Origin of the sequence: Actinoplanes hulinensis, from assembly GCF_019429605.1 — a bacterium.
GTDB lineage: Bacteria > Actinomycetota > Actinomycetes > Mycobacteriales > Micromonosporaceae > Actinoplanes > Actinoplanes campanulatus.
In genome coordinates, this window is record NZ_JAHXZI010000019.1 from 1 (window position 1) to 24,656 (window position 24,656).

22 protein-coding genes and 1 pseudogene are annotated in these 24,656 nt (G+C 68.1%); 10 read left to right on the forward strand and 13 right to left on the reverse strand.

Annotation, left to right across the window (positions count from 1 at the left end):
- The 3 genes and pseudogenes from KZ829_RS43420 to KZ829_RS31320 form a co-directional block, all read left to right on the forward strand.
- Window positions 1-106, forward strand: a pseudogene (locus tag KZ829_RS43420) (IS5 family transposase); the annotation flags it as partial.
- A 109-nt stretch (window positions 107-215) separates the two neighbouring features.
- The gene (locus KZ829_RS31315) at window positions 216-1,388 is read left to right on the forward strand and encodes a calcium-binding protein (protein ID WP_246636587.1); all 1,173 of its coding nucleotides are present in this window, start codon (window positions 216-218) and stop codon (window positions 1,386-1,388) included.
- A 374-nt stretch (window positions 1,389-1,762) separates the two neighbouring features.
- On the forward strand, window positions 1,763-3,085 hold the full coding sequence (locus KZ829_RS31320) for a TolB family protein (protein WP_220147462.1): 1,323 nt from the start codon (window positions 1,763-1,765) through the stop codon (window positions 3,083-3,085).
- Between the two features lie 99 nt (window positions 3,086-3,184).
- Here KZ829_RS31320 and KZ829_RS31325 read toward each other — a convergent pair whose 3' ends face one another.
- The 5 genes from KZ829_RS31325 to KZ829_RS31345 all read right to left on the reverse strand — a co-directional run bounded on the left by KZ829_RS31325 (window position 3,185) and on the right by KZ829_RS31345 (window position 9,302).
- The gene (locus KZ829_RS31325; RefSeq protein ID WP_220147463.1) at window positions 3,185-4,264 is read right to left on the reverse strand and encodes a calcium-binding protein; all 1,080 of its coding nucleotides are present in this window, start codon (window positions 4,262-4,264) and stop codon (window positions 3,185-3,187) included.
- 45 nt (window positions 4,265-4,309) lie between these two features.
- On the reverse strand, window positions 4,310-5,524 hold the full coding sequence (locus KZ829_RS31330) for a calcium-binding protein (RefSeq protein WP_220147464.1): 1,215 nt from the start codon (window positions 5,522-5,524) through the stop codon (window positions 4,310-4,312).
- 271 nt (window positions 5,525-5,795) lie between these two features.
- Window positions 5,796-6,386 carry a TetR/AcrR family transcriptional regulator gene (locus KZ829_RS31335; protein WP_208468644.1) on the reverse strand — a complete coding sequence of 197 codons (591 nt, stop codon included), beginning with the start codon at window positions 6,384-6,386 and terminating at the stop codon, window positions 5,796-5,798.
- A 10-nt stretch (window positions 6,387-6,396) separates the two neighbouring features.
- Complete coding sequence (locus KZ829_RS31340; RefSeq protein WP_220147465.1) at window positions 6,397-8,538, reverse strand: YhgE/Pip family protein; 2,142 nt, start codon at window positions 8,536-8,538, stop codon at window positions 6,397-6,399.
- Window positions 8,538-9,302 (reverse strand): ATP-binding cassette domain-containing protein, encoded by a 765-nt coding sequence (locus tag KZ829_RS31345; RefSeq protein ID WP_220147466.1) that lies wholly within the window; start codon window positions 9,300-9,302, stop codon window positions 8,538-8,540. Before KZ829_RS31345 ends, KZ829_RS31340 begins: the two co-directional genes overlap by 1 nt.
- Window positions 9,303-9,637: 335 nt before the next feature.
- Between KZ829_RS31345 and KZ829_RS43425 the strand changes: the two genes are divergently transcribed.
- The 3 genes from KZ829_RS43425 (at window position 9,638) to KZ829_RS31360 (ending at window position 12,389) form a co-directional block, all read left to right on the forward strand.
- Complete coding sequence (locus KZ829_RS43425; RefSeq protein WP_220147467.1) at window positions 9,638-10,732, forward strand: calcium-binding protein; 1,095 nt, start codon at window positions 9,638-9,640, stop codon at window positions 10,730-10,732.
- Window positions 10,733-11,040: 308 nt separating this feature from the next.
- On the forward strand, window positions 11,041-11,658 hold the full coding sequence (locus KZ829_RS31355) for a hypothetical protein (protein WP_220147468.1): 618 nt from the start codon (window positions 11,041-11,043) through the stop codon (window positions 11,656-11,658).
- 47 nt (window positions 11,659-11,705) lie between these two features.
- On the forward strand, window positions 11,706-12,389 hold the full coding sequence (locus KZ829_RS31360) for a hypothetical protein (RefSeq protein WP_220147469.1): 684 nt from the start codon (window positions 11,706-11,708) through the stop codon (window positions 12,387-12,389).
- 69 nt (window positions 12,390-12,458) lie between these two features.
- Here the strand turns inward: KZ829_RS31360 and KZ829_RS31365 are convergent, their stop codons facing one another.
- Window positions 12,459-14,702 (reverse strand): galactose oxidase-like domain-containing protein, encoded by a 2,244-nt coding sequence (locus tag KZ829_RS31365; RefSeq protein ID WP_220147470.1) that lies wholly within the window; start codon window positions 14,700-14,702, stop codon window positions 12,459-12,461.
- A 325-nt stretch (window positions 14,703-15,027) separates the two neighbouring features.
- Here KZ829_RS31365 and KZ829_RS31370 point away from each other — a divergent pair, with 325 nt between their 5' ends.
- Both KZ829_RS31370 and KZ829_RS31375 read left to right on the forward strand, forming a co-directional pair.
- Window positions 15,028-15,444, forward strand: a complete 417-nt coding sequence (locus KZ829_RS31370; protein ID WP_220147471.1) for an SSI family serine proteinase inhibitor — start codon at window positions 15,028-15,030, stop codon at window positions 15,442-15,444.
- A 62-nt stretch (window positions 15,445-15,506) separates the two neighbouring features.
- Entirely contained in the window at window positions 15,507-15,962 is a 456-nt protein-coding gene (locus KZ829_RS31375) for a hypothetical protein (RefSeq protein ID WP_220147472.1), read from the forward strand.
- Between the two features lie 93 nt (window positions 15,963-16,055).
- Here the strand turns inward: KZ829_RS31375 and KZ829_RS31380 are convergent, their stop codons facing one another.
- Window positions 16,056-16,976, reverse strand: a complete 921-nt coding sequence (locus KZ829_RS31380; protein WP_220147473.1) for a universal stress protein — start codon at window positions 16,974-16,976, stop codon at window positions 16,056-16,058.
- A gap of 370 nt (window positions 16,977-17,346) precedes the next feature.
- Between KZ829_RS31380 and KZ829_RS31385 the strand changes: the two genes are divergently transcribed.
- Window positions 17,347-17,832 (forward strand): DUF1269 domain-containing protein, encoded by a 486-nt coding sequence (locus KZ829_RS31385; protein WP_220147474.1) that lies wholly within the window; start codon window positions 17,347-17,349, stop codon window positions 17,830-17,832.
- 58 nt (window positions 17,833-17,890) lie between these two features.
- Here the strand turns inward: KZ829_RS31385 and KZ829_RS31390 are convergent, their stop codons facing one another.
- The 4 genes from KZ829_RS31390 to KZ829_RS31405 all read right to left on the reverse strand — a co-directional run bounded on the left by KZ829_RS31390 (window position 17,891) and on the right by KZ829_RS31405 (window position 21,505).
- The gene (locus tag KZ829_RS31390) at window positions 17,891-18,820 is read right to left on the reverse strand and encodes a SpoIID/LytB domain-containing protein (RefSeq protein WP_220147475.1); all 930 of its coding nucleotides are present in this window, start codon (window positions 18,818-18,820) and stop codon (window positions 17,891-17,893) included.
- The gene (locus tag KZ829_RS31395) at window positions 18,817-19,593 is read right to left on the reverse strand and encodes a peptidase inhibitor family I36 protein (RefSeq protein WP_220147476.1); all 777 of its coding nucleotides are present in this window, start codon (window positions 19,591-19,593) and stop codon (window positions 18,817-18,819) included. The genes KZ829_RS31390 and KZ829_RS31395 overlap by 4 nt, the downstream gene beginning before the upstream one ends.
- A gap of 36 nt (window positions 19,594-19,629) precedes the next feature.
- Entirely contained in the window at window positions 19,630-20,493 is an 864-nt protein-coding gene (locus tag KZ829_RS31400; RefSeq protein WP_220147477.1) for a peptidoglycan-binding domain-containing protein, read from the reverse strand.
- Window positions 20,494-20,668: 175 nt separating this feature from the next.
- Window positions 20,669-21,505, reverse strand: a complete 837-nt coding sequence (locus tag KZ829_RS31405) for an NBR1-Ig-like domain-containing protein (RefSeq protein ID WP_246636588.1) — start codon at window positions 21,503-21,505, stop codon at window positions 20,669-20,671.
- Window positions 21,506-21,684: 179 nt separating this feature from the next.
- Between KZ829_RS31405 and KZ829_RS31410 the strand changes: the two genes are divergently transcribed.
- Window positions 21,685-22,104 carry a hypothetical protein gene (locus KZ829_RS31410; RefSeq protein ID WP_183224068.1) on the forward strand — a complete coding sequence of 140 codons (420 nt, stop codon included), beginning with the start codon at window positions 21,685-21,687 and terminating at the stop codon, window positions 22,102-22,104.
- A 52-nt stretch (window positions 22,105-22,156) separates the two neighbouring features.
- Here KZ829_RS31410 and KZ829_RS31415 read toward each other — a convergent pair whose 3' ends face one another.
- Both KZ829_RS31415 and KZ829_RS31420 read right to left on the reverse strand, forming a co-directional pair.
- Window positions 22,157-23,779 (reverse strand): methyl-accepting chemotaxis protein, encoded by a 1,623-nt coding sequence (locus KZ829_RS31415; protein WP_220147479.1) that lies wholly within the window; start codon window positions 23,777-23,779, stop codon window positions 22,157-22,159.
- 147 nt (window positions 23,780-23,926) lie between these two features.
- Window positions 23,927-24,493, reverse strand: a complete 567-nt coding sequence (locus KZ829_RS31420) for a hemerythrin domain-containing protein (protein ID WP_220147480.1) — start codon at window positions 24,491-24,493, stop codon at window positions 23,927-23,929.
- Between the last annotated feature and the right edge of the window lie 163 nt (window positions 24,494-24,656).

Genomic DNA, 24,656 nt, shown 5'->3' on the forward strand with positions numbered 1-24,656 from the left:
CATCAACAGGCTCAAACGCAACCGCGCCGTCGCTACTCGGTACGACAAACTCGCCGTCCGCTACGAAGCCACCGTGACCATCGCCGCGATCAACGAATGGCTGTAACCGACTTTGATACAGGTCCTAGTGACCTGAGCAGTCAGGCGGTCACGCCAGCCGCGGGGCAGTGTTGCCCCCTATGATGCAGCCGGTACTTGAATAGGGGAGTCTTTCGATGTCGCGCAAAGTCTGGTCGGCCCTTCTTCTCGCGGTCGCCACCACCATTGCCGCCACGGCCGTAGCCGGCCCTGCTGCGGCATCGAGCTACGGATGGGTGTCCGCGGGCGCCGTGACGGTCTCGTTCTCGGCGGATTCCAACGCCAAGAACAAGATCGTGATCACCCGCTCCGGGCGGACCGTCACGATCGACGATCGGGTGGCTGTGAAGCCCGGCAAGAACTGCAAGCAGGTCAAGGGTGACAGGACCCGGGTCCGCTGCAGGACCACGAAGACACCCGCCAAGGTGATCGTCCGGCTCTACGACCGGAACGACTCGGTGATCAACAAGAGCGACCTCAGGATGGAGGCGTACGGCGGCCGGGGCAACGACAGCCTCGTCGGTGGCCCGAAGTCCGATGTCCTGCACGGCGAGGACCTCTGCGCCGAGTCAGCCGGCAACGACAGGATCTACGGTCAGGGCGGCAACGACCTCATCTACGCGGGTGACGGATCCGATTACGTCTCCGCCGGTGACGGCAACGACCAGGTCCTCGGCGACAGCGACTGCGTCACCGCGCCCGACCGCGCCGGCAACGACGTGATCCACGGCGGCAACGGTGACGACGACCTCTTCGGTGACAACGGTAACGACAAGTTGTACGGCAACAACGGCAACGACTTCCTCAGGGCCTGGTACGGCGCGGACCGCATCGAGGGTGGCGCCGGCGACGACCAGCTGCACGGCGACCCCGACGACCGCAAGGTCTCCGCCGACGTGCTGCTCGGTGGCACCGGCCGGGACGTGGTCGAGTACCAGCTTTACCGGAAGCCCCTCACCGTCTCCCTGAACGGCGTGTCCCGTGACGACGGCGTGGCCGGTGAGCACGATACCGTCGGCGCCGACGTCGAACGCCTCACCGGCGGAGCGGGCAACGACCGCCTGGTCGGCAATGCGGCGGCCAACGAGATCGACGGCTTCGGCGGCAACGACACCATCCTCGGGGGTAGCGGTAACGACGACCTGCGCGGCGGCGACGGCGACAACAAGCTCTACGGGGAAGCAGGCGACGACGTTCTCTTCGTCTACTACGGTGTCGGTCTGCTCGACGGCGGCGCGAACAACGACGTGTGCAACGGCCGATACGAGACCGTCACCCTGATCTCCTGCGAGACGTTCCAGCCCTGGTGACAAGTGGCCGGCAATGACAGCGGGCCTCCCTCTGAGAGACCATTCGGACCGGCGACCGATGATCCGGGACCGACAGCCGAGCGGTTCCTCGCCGAACTCGGGGTCCCCACGCCCGACCTGGCCTTCTCGGTCGAGCAGGACAGCGGGAGCGAGACACGGCTGGTCAAGGTCACTGACCGGGACGGGAGCGTACTCGGCACGGTGAGCGGACCGGACTGTTCTATCCACCATGGAAACGCCGACCGCGGCACACCAGGCCGATCTGCTGTCGGCAGGTACCACCTCGGATCAGGGCGGTGATCCGAGACGTCGACGACGATCGTTATCCTCACCCGGAACGTCGCAAACCAGGCGACCTCGGGGAAGGTGTACACATGAGACGGTTCGCACGAGAACGCACCCTCGTCGCGGCGGCATTGCTGGCGGCGTCGACCGGTGCGCTGCTCGGCGAAGGGGCCGCGGCCGCCGCCGCGCAGGGCGGCACGCTGCGGGTGTCCGTCGCCCCGGACGGCAGCCCCGCCAACGGCGGCTCGGTGATGCAGTCGATGAGCGCCGACGGCCGGTTCGTGGCGTTCGCCTCCACCGCCTCGAACCTCGTCGCCGGCAAGACCGACCGGATGCGAACCGACCTGTTCGTCCGGGACCTGGACGCCACCACGACCAGTCTGGCCTCGGTGGCACCCGACGGGACGGCCGGCAACGGCGACTCGCGGTCACCCGCGCTGAGCGCCGACGGCCGCTACCTCGCCTTCACGTCCGGGGCCACCAATCTCGTCGCCGGCGACACCAACGATCAGGCCGACGTCTTCGTACGCGACCTGCGCGCCGGCGTGACGACGAGGGTCTCCGTCGCCGATGACGGCACCCAGGCCGACAGCTTCTCGCAGAGCCCGTCGATCAGCGCCGACGGCCGCTACGTCGCCTTCGTGACCCGGGCCTCGAACCTGGCGCCGGGCGGCGGGGCATCGGTCACCGCCGACGTGTACGTGCACGACCGGGAGTCCGGGACCACCACCCGGGTCTCGGTCCCGGCCGTAGACGCCGTCGAGCAGTACAACACCGCGCAGCCGACGATCAGCCCGGACGGCCAGTTCGTTCTCTACGCGTCGGACTCGCCACGGCAGGTGCCCGGCGACACGAACCGTAAGTCGGACATCGTCCTCTACGACCGGCAGGCGAACACCCGGTCCCGGATCTCGCTGGCCGAGGGCGGCATTCAGGGCAACGGGTCGTCGTCCGACCCCACGATCAGCGCCGACAACCGGTACGTCAGCTTCACGTCCACCAGCACCAACCTGGTCGCCGGGGACACCAACCGCAAGGCCGACGTGTTCGTCTACGACCGGCAGCTGAGCCGGCCGGTGCGCGTCTCGGCGCCCAGCCGTACGGTCGAGGCCAACGGCGAATCGAGCAGCCCGTCAATCAGCGCCGACGGGGGGCACGTGACCTACACCTCGATGGCGTCGAACCTGGTCGAGGGCGACACCAACAACGGCGGCGACGTGTTCGTCACCGACCTGTCGACCGGCACGATCGAACGCGTGACGGTGTCCGACATCGGCGCCCAGGTCGCCGCTTCCGTCACCGCGCCGCCGTCGATCAGCCACGACGGCCGGGCGGTGGTCTTCACCTCCAACGCGCCGGGGCTGGCACCGCGGGACGCCTTCTGGCACCAGGTCTACCTGCGGCTGCGCTGACCTCGACGAGCGACGGTGCGGTCGGGCAAGCCGGCTGACGTACGTGTAGAGAAATGGCCGCCGGGTCGTCCCGGCGGCCATTTTCGTTCTTTCGGTGGGTCAGCGCTCGCAGCCGACCTCGGTGTCGCCCTTGAACCCCTGGCACTCGTCACCGATCGAGCCGTTCGTGCCGCCGTCGAGACGGTCGGAGGTCTTCGGTTCCTCGTCGCCCAGCAGGACGTCGTCGCCGGACCCGCCGTAGAGCGCGTCCTTGCCGCTGCTGCCGAACAGGGTGTCGTTGCCACCCAGGCCGTAGATCTTGTCGTTGCCGACGTCACCGTGGATGTTGTTGGCCGACGCGTTGCCGATCAGGACGTCGCTACCGAAACTGCCGTGGATGACCTCCACGTCCGCGCCGACGGTGTCGCCCTCGCCGGGCCGCCCGTCGTCGCCGGAGGCGCCGTCCAGGTCGACCCGGACACCCTTCATGTAGCCGCCGTACTGAACCCAGTCCTCGCCCGGGCCGCCCATGATCACGTCCGCCGACACGTTCTTGTCGTTCTCGTCACCGGACATGATGTCCACGCCCGCATCGCCGTAGAGCCGGTCGCGGCCCTCGTAGCCCAACAGGGTGTCGTCGCCGGCCCCGCCGTGGATCCGGTCGTTGCCGGTCTCGCCGAACAGGTCGTCGTTGCCGGTCTCGCCGTAGAGGACGTCGTTTCCGGAGAGGCCGTGCAGGGTGTCGTTGCCGCCGCGGCCGTTGAGCAGGTCGCTGCCGGTGCCACCGGTCAGCCGGTCGCCGACGGTGCCGCCGAAGATCCGGTCGCTGCCGGAACCGCCGTCGATCGTGCTCCGGACGCCGGCGTTGTTGGCGACGGTGTCGTTACGGTCGTACGTGTAGACCCCGATCCGAGTCGGCGCCTTGGAGGTCGTACACCGCACCTTGGTCTTGTCTCCGGAGACCGCCTTGCAGCCCTTGCCGGCTTTGACCGCCACCACGTCGTCGATGGTGATCGTGTTGCCGGTGCGGGTCAGCACGACCCGGTTCTGCTTGCCGGTGGCGGCCTTGTACTGGACCTTGGTGCTGTCGACCGAGGCAATGCCGGTGGACGCGGCCTGCGCGGGTGCGCCGATCGTGGCCAGGGCGGTGCCGCCGATCAGGAGGACGGCGACACGGGCCGGCCAGATGATGCGAGACATGGGTGTTCCTCCCCGTGGATGGTGTTGTTCCGATGTCATCGCCGATCAGGACAGCAGTTCGGCAAGCCGAGCCTTGAACTTGGTGAAGCTGGAGGACGCCACGCCGAAGTCGCCGGCGGGGACCTCGGTGTACTCGCAGCCGGAGGTCCGGCCGCCCTTGGTCACCAGGCAGAGGTCGCCCACCGAGCTCTGGGAGCCGCCGTAGGCCTTGTCCTTGGCCCGGGGGTTGCCCTTGGGCTCCAGGTCCTCGTTGATCGACTCGCCGATGAGCACGTCGTCACCCGAGTTGCCGCTCAGGGTGTCGTTGCCGGAGAGCCCGAGCAGGAAGTCCGAGCCACTGTTGCCGGTCAGCTTGTCGTGGCCGGAGTTACCGATCACGAGGTCGTCGCCGGAGCCGGCCTCGATGGTGTCGTTGCCTGACTGACCCTGGATGAAGTCCGTCCCGCCTTCGCCCCAGATCTTGTCATTGCCGCGACCGCCGTAGACCTCGTCACCGGTGGACTCGGAGTCGTTGGTGACCCCGCCGGAACCGGCATGGATGCTGTCGTTGCCGTCGTTGCCGAAGATGGTGTCGGCGCCGGTGGCCCCGTACAGGACGTCAGCGCCGGTGCCGCCGTGGATCCTGTCGTCGCCGCTCAGGCCGTAGATCTGGTCACGGCCCGAGGCGCCGTAGAGGCTGTCGTCGCCGGGCTGGCCGTAGAGCTTGTCGTTGCCCGAGTCGCCGTAGACCTTGTCGTTGCCGAAGTGGCCGTAGAGCTTGTCGTTGCCGGTCTGGCCGACGATGGTGTCGTTGCCGGCCTGGCCGTCAACGGTGTCGTTGCCCGGGCCACCCCGCAGCGTGTCCGCGGCCGAGCCGCCGACCGCGTAGTCGTTGCCGTAACCGGCCTGCAGGTTCAGCGACACCGCGGTCCGGTTGACGATCCGGTCGTTGAGGTCACCGAGCTGGACGTCGAACAGAGCGGCCGCGGCCGAGGTGACACAGGTGACCTTGGTGGCGTCGCCGTCGGTGGCCGTGCAGCCGACACCGGGGGTGATCGCGAAGGCGTCGTCGACGACGACGGTGGTGGCGTTGACCGCGGTGAGGACGACGTTGTTGGCCAGCCCGGACGAGGCGCGGAACTGGACGGTGGACGAGCCCAGCACCTGTGCCAGACCCGGCGAGGCGGCGAGGGCGGGAGCGCTGAGGAGAGTCGCCGACCCGGCCGCGGCAGTGGCGGCGGCGGCCGCAGCTGCGAGAACGCGACGATTGAGGAAGATCATGAGACAAGCCCCCGTGGAGAAGAATGCACGACATAGACGGCGGTACGCCCGCATCATAGAACGGTACCGTTGCGACGCAACTGTAATCTCCACCGGAGCCGGCTGTGGTGCCGGTCTTCACGACCTTGCCGTTGACCAGCAACTGCACCTTGGCGATCCCGTACGTGGCCGAGGCCTGCACGCCCGCGCCGCCGGAGGGCGGCTGCGTGGTGCGGTGTCCGCGGCAGGACCAGGGACACCTCACGCCGTAGCCGCCTGCCAGGCGACTGCCCTACGCCACCCGGCGCACGATCGCCAGCAGCGATTCCTCGACGTCCTCGATCGCCCGGTCGGGCTGGAACATCAGCCAGTCGACAGCCACCACGAGCCCCACCCCGAAGAGGGCCGCCGACGCCACCCGCACGTCCAGCTCGGCCGGGAGGTCACCGGAGTCGACGCCCTCCTGCACGGTCCGCGCGATCACCCCGATCGCCTGCTCGCGCAGGAGGATCAGGGTCTGCTGCCACTCCCGGTTGGTGCGCCACATCTCGGAGAGCAGCAGCTGAGCGAACGCCTGATACCGCCGGATGTACTCCAGCTGGGCCCGGATCAGCGCACGCAGCGCCTCCCGCGGCGGCAACCCCTCCACCGCCAGCCGGAACTGCTCGGTGAGCAGGCCCACCCCGTGCCGCAGCAGCTCCTCGAAGAGATCCGTCTTCGACTTGAAGTTGTAGTAGACGGTCCCCTTCGCCACCTTTGCCCGCAGCGCGATGTCGTCCACGGTGGTAGCCGAGAAGCCCTGCTCGGCGATGAGTTCGACAGCGGCCTCGTACAGCCGCTGCCGGGTGTCCTCGCGTCGCCGGCTCCGTCCGTCCGTCTCCACGAGTAAAACCCTAGAGGACCAGTTCCGGGTGCAGGTCCGCAGTGCGCATCCGGCGCTTGCGGGCGGCCAGCAGCACGGTCGACAGCAGCGCGGCGACACCGAAGACGGCCAGGACCAGCGCGTCGTGTGTCACGATCGCGGCGGTGCCTCCGTCGACGGCATTCCGGATCGCCTCGACCACGTACGTCATCGGCAGCAGTGGATGGACGGCCTGAAAGAAGCTCGGTGACGTCTGGACCGGATAGGTTCCCCCGGACGAGGTGAGCTGCAACATCAGCAGTGCCAGCGCCATGACCCGCCCGGCCGGCCCCAGTGCCGCGCCGATCAGTTGCATGATCCCGGCGAAGACGGCGGCCGTGCCGAACATCAGTGCCAGGGTCGCTCCGGCGTGCACCGGCGTGAGCCCGAGCACGAGGTGCACCACGGCGTAGAGCAGGCCGGCCTGGACGGCGCCCATCACCACACCGGGGAGCAGTCCCGCGAGGGCCACCCGCAGCGGTGGTGCGCCGGACATCAGGTAGCGCCGGTTCAGCGGCCGCAACAGCATGTAGTTGATCATCGCTCCGACCCAGAGTGCCAGGGCCAGGAAGTACGGCGCGAATCCGACCCCGTAGGTGCCGGCCGGATGCCGCACGTCACGGTCCAGCGAGACCGGGTCGGCGAGCACGTCGGCCCGGTGGGCGGCGTCGTCGTAGCCGGGAATCTCGGCGGCGCCGTCGGCCAGCCCGTCGGCCAGCCGACCCGCCCCGCTGCGCAACTCACCGAGACCGGTGGCCAGCTCGTGACCGCCCTTGGACAGTTTCGTCAGGCCGCCGTCCAACTGCCGGGCCCCGTTCGCCAGCCGGAAGATGCCGCCGCGCAGCTCGGTCGCACCCTTCGCGGCCTCGGCGTTGCCGGCGCTCACCTTCCGCGAACCGGCCGCCAGTTCGTCCATGCCGTCGGCGAGCCGGTTCACCTGGGCCCGGGCCTTCGTGATGTCGGCCGCCAGATGCGGAGCGTTCTTCGCCAGGTCGCGCGCCATGTCGGCCACCTCCCGGAGGCGGCGCCGCAATTCGTCCGAACCCACCGCGTCGATCTGGCGTCGCAGCTGCTCGGCGTCGCTCACCAGCCGGTCGGCGAGGGCTTGCGCGTCGGCCAGCCCGGGTGTCTCACTCGGCAACCCGTCGAGGTACTTGCGCAGTTTGCGGGCTTCGGTGACGGCCCGGTCCGAGGCTTCCTCGATGTCCCCGACGTGGTTCGCGAGCTTGTCGGCGCCCCGGGCCACCAGCTTCGCCCCGGCTTCGATCTCCTTCGCGTTCTCGGTCAGGAACGGGCCGTACGTCTCGGCCGCCGCGTCGACCTTGTCGGCCAGCTTCCGGGTGCCGCGCGCCGCCTCGGCGGTGCCGGACGCCACCTGGGCCGAGCCCGTCTTCAACTGCTGCAGACCGTCGGCCAGACCGTCCACACCGGAGCCGGCCTGGCGCAGTCCGGAAGCCAGCCGCCCCGCGCCGTCGTCCGCCGAGTCCAGGCGGTTCGCCAGCTGTCCCGCACCGGATGTGGCCTTCCGGGCGCCGTCCCGCAGATCGGCGGCGCCGCTCGCGGCCTTGCCGGTCTCCTCCTTCAGATCGGTGAATCCGATCAGCATCCGGTCGAAGTACTCGGCCGACGCGCTCGCCGACGCGGCCGCCCGGACCTCGTCGAAAGCGGTGCGGGCGAAGACCCCGGAGAGGTAGTTGGTGGCGTCGTCGCTGACCGCTTTCAGCTGGGCGTTCCGCGGTTCTCCGTCCGGCTCCGGGGCGGTCGCCAGAGAGGCGGAGAAGTCCGCGGGTATGCGCAGTCCGATCTGGTAGCTGCCGTCTCGCAGGCCCTCCTCGGCGTCCTGCGCGTTCACCACGTGCCAGTCGAAGATCTGCCGTTCCACCAGTTCGTCGGCGAGATCCTTCCCGGCGTGCACGGGTTTCCCCTCGGAGGTGCGCGCCGGCTGATCCTCCACCACCAGCGCCGCCGGAATGTGGTTCAGCCGACCGTAGGGGTCCCAGAACGCGTACAGGTACAACGCCCCGTACAGCAACGGAATCACCGCGAGCACCGCCAGCGCCGCGGCCGTCAGCCGTCCGCGCAGAAATCTCCGCAGCTCCATCGCGGCCAGCGACAGCGTCGGAAAGCCCCGCATCACACCTCTTCCTCGACATCCTCGGACGTGGTCCCGGCGGACGGTCGCCGCTCATCCTCCGGGCGCTCCGGCGGTCCCTCTTCCAGCTCCCTCCGGGGTACGGGTGACCCGCCCCCCTGCTCGCCGCCTTCTACCTCGGCGAAGGTCCCGGGGGTCGAGGTGACCAGCGGGCGGCCCGGGGTGCCGGTGCGGGGATCGTCGAGGAGCACCACATGGTTCACGAGGGCCGCGTCGATCTCCCGGGCCGTGACCAGCACCGCGGCCCCGCCGGTGGCGATCTCGGCGAGCAGCCTCCAGAGAGCGTTCTGCTCCGCGTGGTCGAGCCCGGCGTCGACGCCGTCGAGCGCGATCACCGCCGGGTCGGTCAGCATGGCCAGGGCCAGCCCGAGAAGGTGCCGTTGGTAGGGCGACAGATCCCGCCCTCGCAGCTCCGGGTCGAGGCCGTACAGCGGGACCGTGGCGGCCGCGCGCCGAGGGTGGCCGAGCAATGCCAGTCGCTCTCTGACGTGGTCACGGACCGTGAACACGGGTTCGGGCTCCTCCACGCCGGGCACGTGAGCGAGCGCCGCCGTACCCCCGATCTCGATTTTTCCGGTGGTGAGCCGGAGCCGTCGCGCCAGTGCGAGCAGGGTGCTGGTTCGGCCGCTGCCCGGTGGACCGATCACCGCGACGGTCTCGCCGGCGTCGACCCGCAGGTCGAGATCGCGGACGAGCCAGCGGCGATGGTGCCGCACGCCCGCCCCGCTCGCGGTGAGCACCGACATGGCGACCCCCTTTTTAGACTGACTGGTCAGTCTAAAAACATACTTACAGCAGGCTCTCGGGGAGCACAGAGGTGGTGGATGTCACGGACCGGATCGCGGCGCTGTCCGCTGATCAGAAGGTTAGGGGAGTCCCTTCGGCCGCGCTTCCCAGGAATGGCCGTGACCTGCGAAAACAATGAGCCGCACCGAGCTGGTGGCGCCGATTTGCTCGATGAGTTCGGGTCAACATACGAGTGAGTGCGTCGGCGCGGATTATTGTGGCCGGAACGTTGCCGTAGCGTTCTACGATGCTCCCCACGCGCTGATGTGCACGCATGCGTGTGGAAGGAATCGTTGTGCCCCAGTCCCTGTGGCTGTTTCGTGTCGGGTTGACGCTGCTCACCCCTGTCGCGGTCGGCGCTTTGGCCGCGCCTGCCCAGGCGGCCTCTGTCGGCGTCGCGTCGGTTGACGGCACCAAGGTGCAGTACAAGGCGGCGAGCGGCAAGCAGAGCAAGGTCGTCGTCACTCGCTCCGGCATGAGCGTCACGATCGATGACGTGGTCGCGGTCAAGGCCGGCAAGGGATGCAAGAAGCTCGACTCGTCCAAGGTTCGCTGCACCATGAAGAAGGCGCCGACCCGGGTCCGGATCTACACCTACGACCGCAACGATTCGATCGTCAACAAGTCCGACCTGGCGATGACCGCCGACGGCGGCACCGGCAACGACCGGATCACCGGCGGTCCTCGAGGCGACCTCCTGCGCGGATACCGTGGGAACGACACGATCTGGGGCCTGGGCGGCAACGACACGATCGACTCCAGCTACGACAACGACCGTGTTTACGGCGGCGACGGCGGCGACGAGATCTCCGACGGCTTCGGCAACGACATCGTCCACGGCAACAATGGTGATGACGTCCTCGACGGCGAGCCCGGCAACGACCGGTTCTACGGGGACGCCGGAGACGATTTCTACCGGGCCTCGTACCCCTACAAGCAGGAGAAGGCTGACGCCGACTACTTCTCCGGAGGCGCCGGCACCGACTACGCCGACTACGCCTTCTACCACAAGGGCGTCACGATCGATGCGGATGGTGTCAAGGGCGACGACGGTGTCAAGGGCGAACACGACACCCTCGCCGCCGATATCGAGGTGCTGTGGGGCAGCGGATACGACGACCACATCTACGGCACCGGACGCCAAGACGTCATCCAGGGCTTGGCCGGCAACGACGTCATCTACGGCTTCGGCGGTAACGACAGGCTCTCCGGTGACGACGGCATCGACAAGGTGTACGGCGGAGCCGGCGACGACAGTCTCTCCGGCGAGGACTGGGGCAACAGCAACCGCAAGGACCTGCTCGACGCCGGCACCAATGGCACCAGCGGCGACTACTGCTACCCCACGGCCAGCGACGTCACGGTCGGATGCGAGTACATCATCAAGTAGTGACAATGCCGCCTGACAGATTCAGGTAGATGAGCAGAGCAAGGCCAGTTCGGGCGTCATGTTCGGATCCGATAGCGGGCCGACACGCTCGATGTTCACGGCGATGACGGGCGCCGCGGGGATCGGCGGAACCCATCTGCTGGCTCGCACTGACGCTGCCCAACGTGATCGGGCTAGATGACGTACGCCTGGCTGCCGCCGGCCGGATCATCCCGTTTGTGCCTGCTGTGGCACCGGAAGTCGGCGTTGGCGAATGGCACGTCGTCCCCTAACGTGACCTGCCGAGATCACTTGATGAGGGAGTCGCCGTGGCAGTGGAGGCCGGGGACCGCCCGCCGTTGGTGGCGCGGCTGGCGCGGGTGGCATTGCTGGTCGCGGTCGCTCTGGCAGTACCTCTGGTGATCATTACGATCGGCGCCAGGCGTCATCTCGATGTCGCCGACGACTCCTACTACGTCTACCTGCAGGCGATGGCGGCTCTGGGAGAGAAGGTCGGGGACGTGCCGGGGGAGGTCCGCGCGCGGCTGCTCTACGACATGTTGACCGCCGGCATGGTTCTGCTGGCGACTGGCTGGCTCGCGTGGTTGCTTCGTTTCCGGTTGCGTTGGGTGCAGGTCGGCGTGTGGATGGTGGCTGTGGCCGCGTGGGCGGGTCTGGGTTGCGGACTGGCCGTAGCGCCGGAGTTGCTGACCTCGGGCAGCCGGGGAAACCCGGCGTACTACCTCTTGAAGGACTTGCTTGTCTCCTGGTATCCGATGGCACACAGCATGCTGGTGGCGGGCGTGCTCCTCGCCCTGACCACGGCCTCCGTGCTGCTGCTGCGTACTGAGGCTCAGGAGTTCTATCGCAAAGTCAACGGCGCCGATGCCGTGGACTGGGCCGGCTTCGCGCATGACCGGGCGGACAGGAGCGGGCCGGACCGTTGAGTCGCGGCGCATGAGTTGCGGAACGGACCCAAGAGCGGAAGGCAGTCGTGCACAAGCGTTTCCTGATACCGGCCACAGCGGCGCTGGGAGTGATTCTCGCGGTGGCGGTGAACCATCGCTCGGACAGCGACATGCCCACGGCCGCGTCGCGGCAGAGCACGACCGTCGACTATCCGATCATCTGGCCGCAGGATCTGGTGGGCGGGAAGGCTGGAACGGGACCGGCGAACGATGATCCGGGACCGACCGCTGAGCGGTTCCTTGCCGAACTCGGCGTTCCGACGTCCGACCTGGCCTTCTCGGTCGAGCAGGACAGCGAGGGCGAGGCGCGGCTGGTCAAGGTCACCAACCGGAATGGGAGCGTGCTCGGCACGGTGAGCCTGCGCCGGGCTGCCGGCGGCGGGGCGTGGGGCGTGCAGGCGATGCAGTCGCCGCGAACCACCGTGAGCCATCCCAAGCCGAACGGTGCGGTCAACCCGCCGCTGTCGGTCCATTTCCGGCCCAGCATCAACGAAAGGGCGGGGATACGCCTGGTGGACGCCCGCAACTCCAAGGAGTTGGCCAGCTGGTCGGATAGAGGCGACCCGGGCGATTACTGGTACATGAATGCCAACTTCAACGGGGAAGCGAACCCGTTCCCCGGATATCTGGTGCTGACCGAGCAGCACGACGACGGACAATTCGCCAGTGTCGTCGTGATGCCGCTGACGATCGGGATCGAGGGGACCTGAGCGGCTGCGCCCTGCATGACGGCCGCATGGCCCGGAGCTCGGCGACAAGCTCCGGGCATGGCTCGGAGGTCAGCGGCGGTAGGTGCGCTTCGCGCTGTACACGACGTTTCCGGCGCGGTCGTACGCCCGGAGCCGCATGATGAACTTCTTGCCGTACTTCTTGGGGTCCAGGACCAGCCGGTAGGCGGCCTTCTTGTCGATGGCGACCACTTTGCCGTCGACCAGCAGCTCCACCCGCTTGATGCCGGACTTGTCCGCGGCGGTGGCCGTGATGGTCACCTCGGTGCGCAGCTTGCTGTTGTTCGACGGCGCGCCGGTGATCCGCAGCGTCGGCTTGGTGTTGTCGACGACCACTTTCCTGGAGACCACCGTGACGTTGTTCAGAGAGTCGTAGACGCGGACGGTCATCGTCGCCGTACCGTTCCTGGCCGCCGGGTCCCAGCGCGGCGAGGGTTGGCGCTTGCCGTTGATCAGCAGCTCGGTGCTGGTGATCCGGTTGGCGTCACTGGCGTCGACACGGAGACTCTGCCCCGCCTTGATGTAACCGTCGGTGAACGGGAAGCGCACCTTCACGCTCGGGCCGGCGAAGTCGGCGGCGGTGCGGTCCTTCTCGTAGACGGTGACCGTGCCCGCGCCGGACCTCTTGACCGTGACCAACTGCGCCGGAGTCGGCACACCGTTGCTGTCCACACCGGACAGGAGGTAGGTGCCGGGCGGCAGCAGGTTCGCGTTGGCCGGCATCGTCGCGGTCACGGTGTTGCCGGACTGGCGGAACGACAGGGGCACGCGACGCTGGTCGGTGTTGTAGGAGTGGGTCACGCTGGTGGCCCGGATCAGTGACAGCGACGACAGCTTGCGGTTGTCGGAGAGGCCGAGCGACACCGTGCCGCCGTAGGCCAGCGAGCCGCTGATGCCGGTGATCTGCGGCCGGTTCGCCCAGCGCACCCGTCCGTCGGCGCCCTTGGTGAACAGGTACGGCGGGTAGTAGATCTCGGCGTTGAAGTTGTCCTCCGGGCCGGGCACCCCGCCGCCCGCGGTCAGCACCGAACCGCTCGGCATCAGCACCGCGGTGGAGTGGTAGCTGCGGATCCGCTGCGCCTTGGCGGCGTCACGCCACCTACCGGTGACCGGGTTCCAGATCTCCGAATCGTACGTGGAGTTCGCCGCGCCCGACTGTGTGCCGACCCGGGTGCCGCCGTTGGAGAGCACCTCGCCGTTGGGCAGGACCGTCAGGTTGAGCCAGTTACGGGCGAGCCGCATCGCGCTGGTCGCGGCGGTCCTCGGGGTGGCGCCGTTGATGTCGACGACGGTGGCCCGGTTGGTGGCGACCTGGTTGCTGCCGTTGTTGTACTGGCCGCCGCCGGCGAACAGCAGCTTGCCGGGCGCGTACATCACCGAGGAGCCGGAGACGCCGATCGCCACGGGCAGCGTGCCCAGCGAGGTGACCTTGCCCGTACCGGACGGGTCGAGTTTCCACATCCGGTCGTACGAGACGCCGAAGACCTTGCCGTCCGGCGCGACGTACGCTCGCGGGTACCACCAGCGGTTGTCCCGCGCGCCGAACGCCACCGTGCTGTCCGCGCCGGTCAGCCTGGTCCACGCCCCGGTCCCGTTGCTGATCTCGGGGGTGGTGGCGACGGTCGTGTTGTCGTTCGGCTTCTGGAAGGCGTCGACGTTGTAGGAGTTGCCGCCGCCGAGGGCCAGCATCCGGTCGTCGGGCAGGCGCAGCACCGTGGCGTACCACCGCTGGCGGTTGAGCTGGGCGCCCATCGTCTGCCCGCCGGTGGCCGGGTTGTAGATCATGGTCGCGGTCGTGGAGTTGCCGCCCACCATCAGTAGCCGGCCGTCGGGCAGCCGCTCCAGCGAGTTGCAGAAGGCGTCGTACGAGTGCATGGACGCCGTCTGCCGGTGCGCGTCGGTCCCGACCCCGGTGGCCGGATTCCAGTCGTCGTAGGAGAAGCCGCCCTGCCTCGCCTCGCCCGGCGGGGTTCCGTAGCCGACCACGTGACCGTTGGGCAGCAGCGCCATGTGGATGCCGACCAGCGGCCAGGCGACCTGCGACGAGTACATGCCGGTGACGTGGGCGTTCGAGCCCGGGAGGATCTTGCCGAGGTAGGGGTCGGCCGGCTGGTTCAGGGCGATCCGGCCGGATCCGACGGTCACCTGGGCTGCGCCGGCCATGGCGGCGAGCGCCTGGTGAGCCATGTGATCCTGCTCGACCGACTGCGCGGTGCCCGCCGACAGCGCCATACCTCCGGCGACCGCGGCCGTCACCGTGGCTCCCGCCATCAGCCGGCGACCGAGACCCGACATTCCACGAACCATTCCCGCTCCTGTCGAGAGTTCCCCGCATCGGACGTCGATACGATGCCGGTCGATCGTACGGTCATCGATGTGCGCCACAGCGGGAGGGGCCCGGTGGACTCTCGCCCACCGTCCCCCGGCGTCACCCTTTCGGTTGTCCGGTGCGGCGCGGCCCCCCCGGAAACAAGCAAATCGCCTTGGGTCGAATGCCCGAGCTGTTGACTCGACCCGGTGCCGCAATTAGCTTTGCGGTGACCGATGCAAGCGATCCGAGGGTGCGGTTCCACGAGAACGCATCGAGATCGCATCAACCCCCCTTCCACGAGGAGGAAAAATGAAATTGTTGCGTCGATTCGGCGTCACGATCGCGTCATTGTGCGCGGTGACCGCTGCGGCTGTCGCGGTGCCGGCGCAGGCGCGGGCACAGGCGCGCGACGACCGGCCGAGCACCGCCCTCCTGATCAGCGTCCGGTTCGTTGACGAGCCTGAACAGCCCAGCAAGACCGCACTGCTGTACTGCGAGGCCGATGGCGGAAGCCACCGGTCGGCCGTAGCGGCGTGCCAGGACCTGCGCGCCGTCGACGGCGACTTTCACGCTCTTCCGGACACCGGCGGAATCTGCACGCGGGAATATCGTCCGGTGGTTGCCACCGCTGTCGGGCTCTGGGCCGGAAGAATGACGTCGTACCGTGAGGTCTTCGGTAACAATTGCCTTCTGCTGCGCGCCACGGGCAGCGTATTCGACATCTGAACGACTCCGTCGAGTCATTATTTGTATTCTTGTGACGATGACATGAAAAGATGGAGAACCAGATGAACCATTCGATCGCTCGCCTGTTCCGGCACCGCCTTCCAGCCGTCCTCGCGCTGGTGACGCTGCTGAGCGTTGCCGGCACCACCGCGCCGGTTCCGGCGGTCGCCGCCGGGCCAGACGAGCCGCGGACGGAGTCGGTCCTGATGCGACGCTCGGGCGGCCTGACGGGTCTGGTCGAACACTTCACCGTCGACCGCACCATCACGAACCGCTACGCGGCCGATGTGTTGACCACGACGGCGAGCCGCCGGTTCCGCGCCCTGCGGTCGGCGTACCTGCCGGCCGACCCCTGCTGCGACCGGTTCACCTACACGGTCGTGGTTCGCTACAGCGACAACACGGTCAAGACGGTGACGACGGTCGAGAACACCGCCGGCACCCCGCAGGTCCTCCTCGACGTCATCCAGTCGACCCTGCTCGCCGGGCAGACAGAGAGCCGAGCGCAGCCTGCCTGACGAACGGGTGCCACCGCTGACCTGAACGGTGAAACGGCCCGGTCCCGCACATCGGCGGGGCCGGGCCGTCCGCGTCGACCACGGATCAGAAGGTCAGAGGTGCTCAGCGGTGACCGGCGGGGTATCAGCGTCAGGAAGGTCGACGATGGCGACCGGCCGGTCGGCGTCTTTCAAGATCTCTCGGCTCACCGAACCGAGCAGGACCCGGTGGACCAGGCCCTTGCCGTGCGTGCCGACGACGATCAGCTGCGCATCACCGGCGTGCTTCAGGATCGCTTCGGCCGCGCGGCCCTCCACTACGACGGGGCTCACGCTGACCGACGCGGCGTCCTTGCCCTGCACCTCGTCGAGCGTCCGGGTGATGGCTTCGGCGGCTTCCGCCTTGGCGCCCGCCCGCATCCGGGCCAGGAGCTCCGGGTCGAGTTGGGGAAACGAGCGGGGTAGCAGAGAGTCCAGGGCGGCGACGGCTCTTACCGAAGTCTTGCGCACAGCCGCCTCGGTGATGGCGTAGCGGAGCGCGTTCGTGCCGAACTCCGACTCGTCGACGCCCACGACGATCGGGCCCGTCGACGGATGCTCGCCCTCTCCGACGACGACCAGCGGGCACCTCGCCTCGATCGTCAGCCGGTTGCTCACCGAACCCAACAGGGCGCTCGCGGTGCTGCCCAGGCCGCGCCGGCCGACCACGACGGCGTCTGCGCCCTCCGAAGCCGCCGCCAACGCGCCGGCGGGATGGCCCATGGTCGAGGTCTGAGTGCAGGTCAGGTCGGGGGCAAGCTCGCGTACGTGCGCCGCCGCGGCGTCGAGCACGTGCTCGGAGAACTCGATGAGCGCTACCGTGGACTGGCTCGCTGGGAGGCCGTGGAAGCCGAAGAAGTTGACGGTAGGAACAAGCGTGTAGGAGTTGACCAGCTCAAGCTGCTCGCCGCCGAGACGCGCTCGGGCCACCGCCCAATCGAGTGCGTAACCGCTCTGCTCTGAGCCGTCGATGCCGACGACGATCCGGCCGGTCATGTGATGAACTCCCCGCGAGAGAATCAACGGATCCGAACCTGGCCCGCGCCAAGCGGCGCGGCACGGCGGACGTGATGGGCCACCCCCAGCAGCATGCCACGGATGGCCCGCCCACTCCGGTCAGTTGGTCACTGCCGGTGACCTTCCTGTACGGGTGGCGCAGATTGGCCGCGATGCGGGCGTCCCGGAGCCGGCCCGTTTCCACGCGACCACATCGTCGCCGGTTTCGGCCACATTCACCAGATTTACCTCGCTGGACCCGGCAGGATGGGAGGCGTTGGCGGATCTTCAAGGTCAGGTCCATCGCGAGGGGAACGGTGACCGAGTCGGATCAGGCTGACGAGCGTGCCGATGCCGACTTGGAGGGAAAATGTCCGAACTGATCATCATCGGGTACGAGGACCCGCAGACCGCTCGACAGGCCTATGAGCAGGTGCAGCGTCTGCAGAACGACTTCGTCGTCGAGTTGCTCGGACTGGCCATCGTCGACGTCGACGCCGATGGCAAGACTCACGTCGACACACCTCAGCGGATCGTCAAAACGTCCGCGGCCGGTGGTGCGCTCTTCGGCCTACTGCTCGGCCTGCTGTTCTTCGTCCCGGGCATGGCGCTGCTGGGTGGCGCGATGGGCGCGCTGATGGGCAAGTTCAACCAGTCGGGAATCGATGCCGCGTTCCGCAATCGCGTCGAGAATCTGGTCGAACCCGGCCACTCCGCCATCGTGATCATGGCTTCGAAGATCACTGAGGACAAGTTCGCCAAGGCTCTGCAACCCTTCGGCGGCACCATCCTCAAGACCTCGCTGTCCGAGAGCGATGAGAAGGAACTCGCCGAGGACCTTGCCGAACAGAGCTGAGACACAACCCTGCCGCCCGCCGCGGACATGCGGCGGGCGGCTCGGTCGGTTCGTTACGTCAGGAGAGAACCACGTTGCTGTAGTAGTACCGCAGAATCGCCTGGTAACCCTTGCCGTCGTTCGCGAGGTCACGCGAGCCGTACTGCGACAGCCAGTCCCCGGTCACCCATCCACCGCACGCCGTCGTGGTCGCGCAGTAGTGGGCTCGCAGGATGCTGCCGCTCCGGGTCATCCGGGTCGACCAGGTGCGGTCCACCGCGGCTGACGTCGAGGACTGCGCCGACGACGGCTTGTAGACCTGGTCATTGGTGTTGTCCGCTACGTCGTAGCACTGGCCGCCGGGGGTCTTCCGGGTCGAGTGCAGCGCCCAGTACCAGGCGTAGCTCTTGACCGCCACGGCGCCGGCCTCCAGCGAGGCGTCCGGCCAGCTCGTCACCCATTCGTTCGGGAGGACGTTCTTGACGTACGTCTTGAAGTCGACCCGGTCGACCCGGCCGAGACTGACCCGGTAGACCAGAATGCTGGTCGGCAGCGTGCTGTTGGTGCCGTCGGTGGTGCAACCCGTCGATCCGCCCACGAACTGGTGCGAGGCGTTGTTGTTCTTCAGCGTGGCGTTGAGGTTGCCCTTCGCCCCGGCCGCGAAGTCCTGGGTCGCTCCGCCGAAGTTGCTGTTGAAGTAGACCCGCACGGTCTTGCCCGTACGGTTCCACACCGAGGCGGCGTTGTTCTTGACGCACAAGCCCTGGCCGTTTCCGGCGCTCTTGAATTCGTAGCAGGACGGCTGGGTGGTCCCGTAGTCCTCGATCGAGTCGTCGAAGTCCGAGGCCGAGCCGGCCTGACCGCTGTTGTAGTAGTAGCAGAACTCGCCGCTGTCACAGACGCCGTCACGGTCGGCGGCGTATGCCGCGCCCGGCGCCACCGCGATGCTGACGAACGCCGCCAGCACGGCAACCAGAATTCCCGGAATCCTCTTCACCGCGGTCGTCACCAGCCGCTCGGGACGTACGCCCAGCCCAGGTAGTCGGCCCGGTCGCGGAACGTGTTGGTCTGGTAGACCGTCGGGCCGGTGCTGATGGCGCTGTTGCCGCCGATGGAGAGCATGACGTGTCCGGCCGAGTCGGTGGAGGTGAAGAACACCGCGGTACCGGCGGGCGGCACCGAGCCGGTGTGGATGCGCCCGTTGTCCCGCTGCCACACGTAGTGGGCGCGTGCCGTGGCGAACCGGCCGCTGGTGCCGAACGCCCGCTCGACGAACAGCTCGCACTCGCGGTTCCAGTCGGTGGCGCCGAGCCGGGCCCGAGCGAACGCGACGGCCTCGGGCGCGCGTGAATCGGCCGGGAAGGTGGTGCTGCCGCCGATGGCGTGGGAGGCGTTGTTGTTCTTCAGGGTGGCGTTGAGGTTGCCCTTCGCCCCGGAGGCGAAGTCCTGGGTCGCACCGCCGAAGTCGCTGTTGAAGTAGACACGCACGGTCTTGCCGGTGCGGTTCCACACCGAGGCGGCGTTGTTCTTGATGCACTGGCCCTGGCCGCTGCCGTCGCCCTTGAATTCGTAGCAGGACGGCTGGGTGGTGCCGTAGTCCTCGATCGACTCGGTGAAGTCCGAGATCGAGCCGGCGTTGCCACTGTTGTAGTAGTAGCAGAACTCGCCGCTGTCGCAGGTCCCGTCGCGGCCCGCCGCCGATGCCGGCGAGCCGAAGCTCAGGATGGAGGTGGTCATGGCGAGCGCGGTGCCGACGAGGGCGAGGTTCTTACGGATGTTCATGCCATTCCTTTGCGGATGAGAGAGGGATGGGAGCGGTCACTGGGCGCGCTTGTACTGCTCCCAGGTGTTGATCGAGACCTGAGGGCCGTCGTCCGGGCCGCGGTTGGCCAGGCCGTTGAGGCCGAGGTAGTAATCGCCGACCTGGTGCTGTGCCTGGGTGGACAGGTCGGTGTCGTTGATCGCGTTGGCGTGGATGTGCCACGGCCAGTCGCCCTGGCTCGGGCTGCGGACCCAGGCGGCGAAGCCGACCTGGCGCAGGGCCTTGGTGACGGCGGTGCGCTTCGCCGCGGTCATGCCGGTGACGGAGATGTCGACGACGCCGCCGCCGTCGTGGGTGCCGGCCGAGGTCGGGTCACCGCCGGGGTTGTACGAGCCCTGGTCGAGCACGATCTTGTAACCGAGCAGCCGTTCGGCCTCGGTGAGCATCGCCTGGGTACGGGCGTTGACGACGTATCCGTCACGCGCGACCTTCGCGCCGGTGCTGATCGTGTTGCTGACGGTGTACCGGTCCTGCCCGAGCTTCGTCAGCGATGTCGTTCCGGGCAGCCCGTTGGCGTCCAGGCCGGTGTAGCCCAGCGAGCGCTGGTAGGCCGCGTACGCCGAGACGGTCTGGGTGCCGAAGTAGCCGTCAACCCACTGCGAGGGCAGCAGGCTCTTGGCCTGGAGCGCCTGCTCGACAGCGAGGACGGACGCCTTCGCGCCCGGGGTCAGGGTGCTGTCGGCACGGCGGGGGTCGATCTGGGCGGCCAGGACGGTGGCCTCCATGTCCACGACCGGCCGGGCGGCCGTGGTGAGGGTCTGCCGCCCTGTGGTGTCGGACATCCCGGCCCAGGCGTGGGCCGGGAGACCGACGGCTAAGCACAGCGTGGCGAGCCCGATGGCTAACCGCGGACGGCGCATGGTCGAACCTCCTCGAAGGTGGTGAGTCGCGTTCGGAACGGACATCACCTTGCGAGAAGGGACCTACTGTTCGGTACCCCGTCTTTCCTGTCAGATCCGTCAGACCGGCGCTGACCTCGGCGGATACGGCGTTGTCAGTTCGGATGGTGCCCGGGACTGACGCCGGAGCCGGTGTTCAGACGGTGATGTTGACCAAGAAATACACCGGCCGGCGGCTGGGAAAGTAGGGCTGCCCGTGCTCGTCGACCATCTTCCAGCTCACCATGCACTTTCCCGGGTTGCTCGGCGCGACGACCGGAACGGTGATCATCACCTGCTCGCCGGGTGGCGTGTCGCCGATCTGCACCCGGTCCGGTACGGTGCAGCCGCCTTCACCGGTGGGGCTGGTCGGAGCCAGGAAGCGTTTGTGCCAGGCGACCGATCCCACGTTCGCGAGCGCCCAGACCTTGTCGAAGCGTTGGTTCACCTTCACCTTCGCGCCGTCGGGAAAGGTGATGTCGCCGACGAATCTGCTCGCGTCCCCGGGAATCAGCGAGTCCGAGAAGCTTCCTGACGGCGATGGGGTCGCCACGGGGTCGTCACCGCGGCCGCGGACGATGACGCCCACGGCGGCGAGGCCCGTCACCACCGATGCCGCCATGGCCGCGATCCACCGGCGGCGCGGTGTCCGCTGAGCCGCCGGCGCGACTTTCGACGACGTGGCGACGCCGGGCACGACGGCTCCGCTGACCGCCGGAGCATCCACCGCGGGGAACGTCCTCATGTCCACAGTGCCGGAAGTGTTGCTTTCTGTGGTGGATTCGACCTCGTCCTGGCACTGAGCGTCCTCCCAGAGGCGCCGCCACTCGGCCTCGTCCGCCTCGCAGGCCCGGACGAACTCGCGTGTGGTCTCCCAAGAGGGAAACCTGGTCCCAGCGGCGGCCTCGTGCAGTGTCGTGTGTGAGATCCGGCCCGATCGCCCGGCCATCTTCCGGAATGACGGATTGCCCACGCCGGCCCGCAGCGTCCGCAACTGGTCTGCGAACTTCTCGGTGGCAGCACGCTGGTCTTCCATCCAACCCCCATGTCAGACGTCTTCGTCAGACGTTGTCAGAGCGTGTAAGAGGGTACCGAACACGTCTCGTCGGCCATCAATGTGATCGGCGACGACACCGGGCGCGACGGGCTCCGGTGCATTGAAGGAGGTCACCGATGAAGAGCCTTTCCCGACGTGGCGTGCGCATCCTCGCGGCCGCCGGGTTGGCTGTGCCCGCGGTGCTGGCGTTCACCGGGCCCGCCCAGGCGGCTGAGGTCAATCCGCGCTGCGCCGACTCGGTGCAGATCGGCGCGACGGCGTATGTCACCGCCGGTGGCATGACGGCCGCATCGGTCAAGCAGTACAAGGGATGCGGCAAGAACTACGCCTACACGTACGTGTGGCAGCAGTACCGGGACAGCCACGGCTCGTACCAGGTGTGCACCTCGATCGTGACCGGAAGCACGCTGCGCGACCTGCAGTGTTCGAGCGGCAAGGAGGTCTGGTCCCTGGGCGCCAACACGCTGTCGGTGTGCACCCGGGCGATGGGCGGGATCTCCGACGTGGCGCACAAGGAGACCGAGGAGCGCTGCTGACCGCACGACTGTGCGGATACGTCCAGGAATGTGCCGGCGGGCCGGCCGCCTGTCAGGGCTGGACCGAGAACCTGCCGGCCACCCCGCGGAGTTGGTCGGCGGTCGACCCGAGCTTCCGTACGGAGTCGGCGGTCGCCGCGGTCGCGGCGGCCATCCGCTCGGTGGACTGCACGTTCGCGCTGGCGAACGTACCGACCTCGTCCAGTGCGACCCGCAGCGAGGAGGTGCCGGTGGCGATCCGCTCGAAGGCGCCGCGGGCGTGCTCGTCCACCATCCGTACGGCGTCGCCGCTGGTCCGCTGGATCTCGGCGACCAGGTCCGCAATGGACTGCGCCGAGGCGCCGCTCTCCTCGGCGAGCGCGCGGACCTCGCCGGCCACCACCGCGAAGCCGGAGCCGTGCACACCCGCGCGGGCGGCCTCGATGGAGGCGTTGAGCGCGAGCAGGTTCGTCTGCGCGGCGATCCGGGTGATCGCCTCGACGATCCCGCCGATCTCCTTGGACTTGATGTCGAGCACCCGCATCACACCGTCCAGCTCCTGCACGGTCGCCATGCCGCCGGTGACCAGATCGACGGTCTGCTCGGCCGCGTTCTGCGCTTCCTTGACGAGGGCGACCTGCCGCCCGGCGTTGTCGACGACCTCGCTGGAGGCGCCGCGTACCCCGTCGGAGACCTCGGTCAGGTCCTGGGAGGCTTCGTCCAGGGCGTCCACGGCGGAGTGGACCTGCCCGATCGAGTCGTTCAGGTTCGCCACCATCGCCGCGAACGCCTGCCCGAGCCGGTCCTGCTCCGACTTCGGCCGCGCGTTGACGGCCAACTGGCCCTCGGCCATCCGCTGCGACACCTCGGCTATCCCGGTCAGGTACTCCACCATCCGGTCGAAGGCGGCGGCGACCTGGGCGATCTCGTCGTCGGTCGTGATCTCCACCCGCTGCTCCAGATCACCGCGGGCGATGCCCTCCGCCGCCTCCGTCAGAGTGTCGAGCCCGTCGGTGATCCGCCGTGACAGCGTCCGCCAGACCAGGAACGCGACCGCCACGGCGATCGCCAGTAGCACCCCGAGCAGGCTGAACGCGACGATCGCGGAGAGCTGGGAGGCGTCCCGGTCCGTGTTGGCGATCTCCGTGGCGGTGGCGTGCCAGGACTTCACGTCGTCCTTGAGGGCATCCCACAGCTCCTCGCCCTGGCCGTCGTCGAACACTTCCCGCGCGGCCTCGTCGTCGCCCCTGTCGGCCAGCGCTGCCTCACCGGCGGTGGCTTTCACGTACTCGTTCCAGTGCGCCTCGAAATTCGCCAGCGCCTTGATGCTCGTGTCCTCGACCGGCAGCTTCCGGTAGTCCGCGAAGAGCTCCTTCATCTCCGCGTCCTCCTCCTGCATGGAGGTCAGCGTGTCGGTGCGCCCCTCGTCACCGGTAGGCAGCGCCAGGTACTGCCACTGCTCCTTGCGGTATTCGTACATCAGCGCACTGATGCGGCCGACGATCTGCTCACCCGGCACCGAGGCGTCGGCGAGCGAACTGACCCGCCCGGTCGACTGCCCGAGGCTGACCGCTGCCACCACGGCCGGCAAGACCAGCAACGCCACCACCACGGAGAAGCCCAGGCGCATCGAACGCCGGATGGGAAGCGTGGTCAGGATCCGGTTCATCGTCAGGGACTTCAGAATTCGAGGCATGGCACGTCTCTCATTCTCGGGGGCAAGTGTCCGGTCACCCATCCCGATCGACGTCCCGGCGAAAACTCTGACGTTAATCCCTATCGAGTTGCTGGATAAGTGTTGTGAGCCTGATCCCGAACAACGTCGGAATACAAGATCCGCTTCTCACTCCTCGTTCGTTCGGTGCCAGTCCCGGACGGCGTCGCGCATCCGGTCGAAGAGTGCCATCGGCGGCCCGGCCAGCATCATCGTCGTGCCGCTCTCGCCTACGCCGGCGTGTGGGCGGGTGGGCGAGACGGCCTCGGCGGCGCGCACGGCACCCGCCATGCGGCGAAGCTTCGCCGGGTCCACCTTGCGTCGCAACATCGGGAACTCCCGCTGCTCCTCGTGCGTGGCGTGGGCCATCACGGCCTGCTCGAACGCGGCGAACATCTCGTCGAAGCCGGGTCCGTCGGTGCCGATCGCGTACAGGTTGTTCAGCTCCCGCTTCATGTCGCCCTCCTCCCGGAGGAAGCCGTCGATCGTGGCCTTGCTGATGTCGTGCCGGGAAGCCGGGTGCACCACCAGCTCCTCCGCGCTCTCGTGCACGGCGAGCAGGCGTACGAGTTGATGGAAGGCACGCTTGCGGGACTCGCCGGTCGCGCTCTTCACCTCGGCGAACAAGGCCCTGATCTCGTTGTGCTGGGTGAGGAGCAGGTCGATCACGTCCTGGTCCTGCTGCGTCGTCGTCACGGCGAAACCTCCACGTTCTGCTCGACGAAATTCCTGCCGGATACCCAATGCGGGCTCGCCTATCCCTGCGGATCGGGGCAGCGGCACACCGGCTGACCGGACCCGATCCGAACGTCACCTTTCGAAGGTTCTGGGTGGCCCGGTGGGGCGTTGCCTACGAACA

Bases quoted from the DNA above. Each gene is read 5' to 3' on its own strand.
- KZ829_RS31340 (WP_220147465.1), bottom strand. From the start codon at position 8,538: ATGCGGGGCTTTCCGACGCTGTCGCTGGCCGCGATGGAGCTGCGGAGA.
- KZ829_RS31345 (WP_220147466.1), bottom strand. From the start codon at position 9,302: ATGTCGGTGCTCACCGCGAGCGGGGCGGGCGTGCGGCACCATCGCCGC.
- KZ829_RS31365 (WP_220147470.1), bottom strand. From the start codon at position 14,702: ATGTCGGGTCTCGGTCGCCGGCTGATGGCGGGAGCCACGGTGACGGCC.
- KZ829_RS31370 (WP_220147471.1), top strand. From the start codon at position 15,028: ATGAAATTGTTGCGTCGATTCGGCGTCACGATCGCGTCATTGTGCGCG.
- KZ829_RS31410 (WP_183224068.1), top strand. From the start codon at position 21,685: ATGAAGAGCCTTTCCCGACGTGGCGTGCGCATCCTCGCGGCCGCCGGG.
- KZ829_RS31380 (WP_220147473.1), bottom strand. From the start codon at position 16,976: ATGACCGGCCGGATCGTCGTCGGCATCGACGGCTCAGAGCAGAGCGGT.
- KZ829_RS31315 (WP_246636587.1), top strand. From the start codon at position 216: ATGTCGCGCAAAGTCTGGTCGGCCCTTCTTCTCGCGGTCGCCACCACC.
- KZ829_RS31330 (WP_220147464.1), bottom strand. From the start codon at position 5,524: ATGATCTTCCTCAATCGTCGCGTTCTCGCAGCTGCGGCCGCCGCCGCC.
- KZ829_RS31395 (WP_220147476.1), bottom strand. From the start codon at position 19,593: ATGAACATCCGTAAGAACCTCGCCCTCGTCGGCACCGCGCTCGCCATG.
- KZ829_RS31320 (WP_220147462.1), top strand. From the start codon at position 1,763: ATGAGACGGTTCGCACGAGAACGCACCCTCGTCGCGGCGGCATTGCTG.
- KZ829_RS31375 (WP_220147472.1), top strand. From the start codon at position 15,507: ATGAACCATTCGATCGCTCGCCTGTTCCGGCACCGCCTTCCAGCCGTC.
- KZ829_RS31415 (WP_220147479.1), bottom strand. From the start codon at position 23,779: ATGCCTCGAATTCTGAAGTCCCTGACGATGAACCGGATCCTGACCACG.
- KZ829_RS31400 (WP_220147477.1), bottom strand. From the start codon at position 20,493: ATGCGCCGTCCGCGGTTAGCCATCGGGCTCGCCACGCTGTGCTTAGCC.
- KZ829_RS31325 (WP_220147463.1), bottom strand. From the start codon at position 4,264: ATGTCTCGCATCATCTGGCCGGCCCGTGTCGCCGTCCTCCTGATCGGC.
- KZ829_RS31385 (WP_220147474.1), top strand. From the start codon at position 17,347: ATGTCCGAACTGATCATCATCGGGTACGAGGACCCGCAGACCGCTCGA.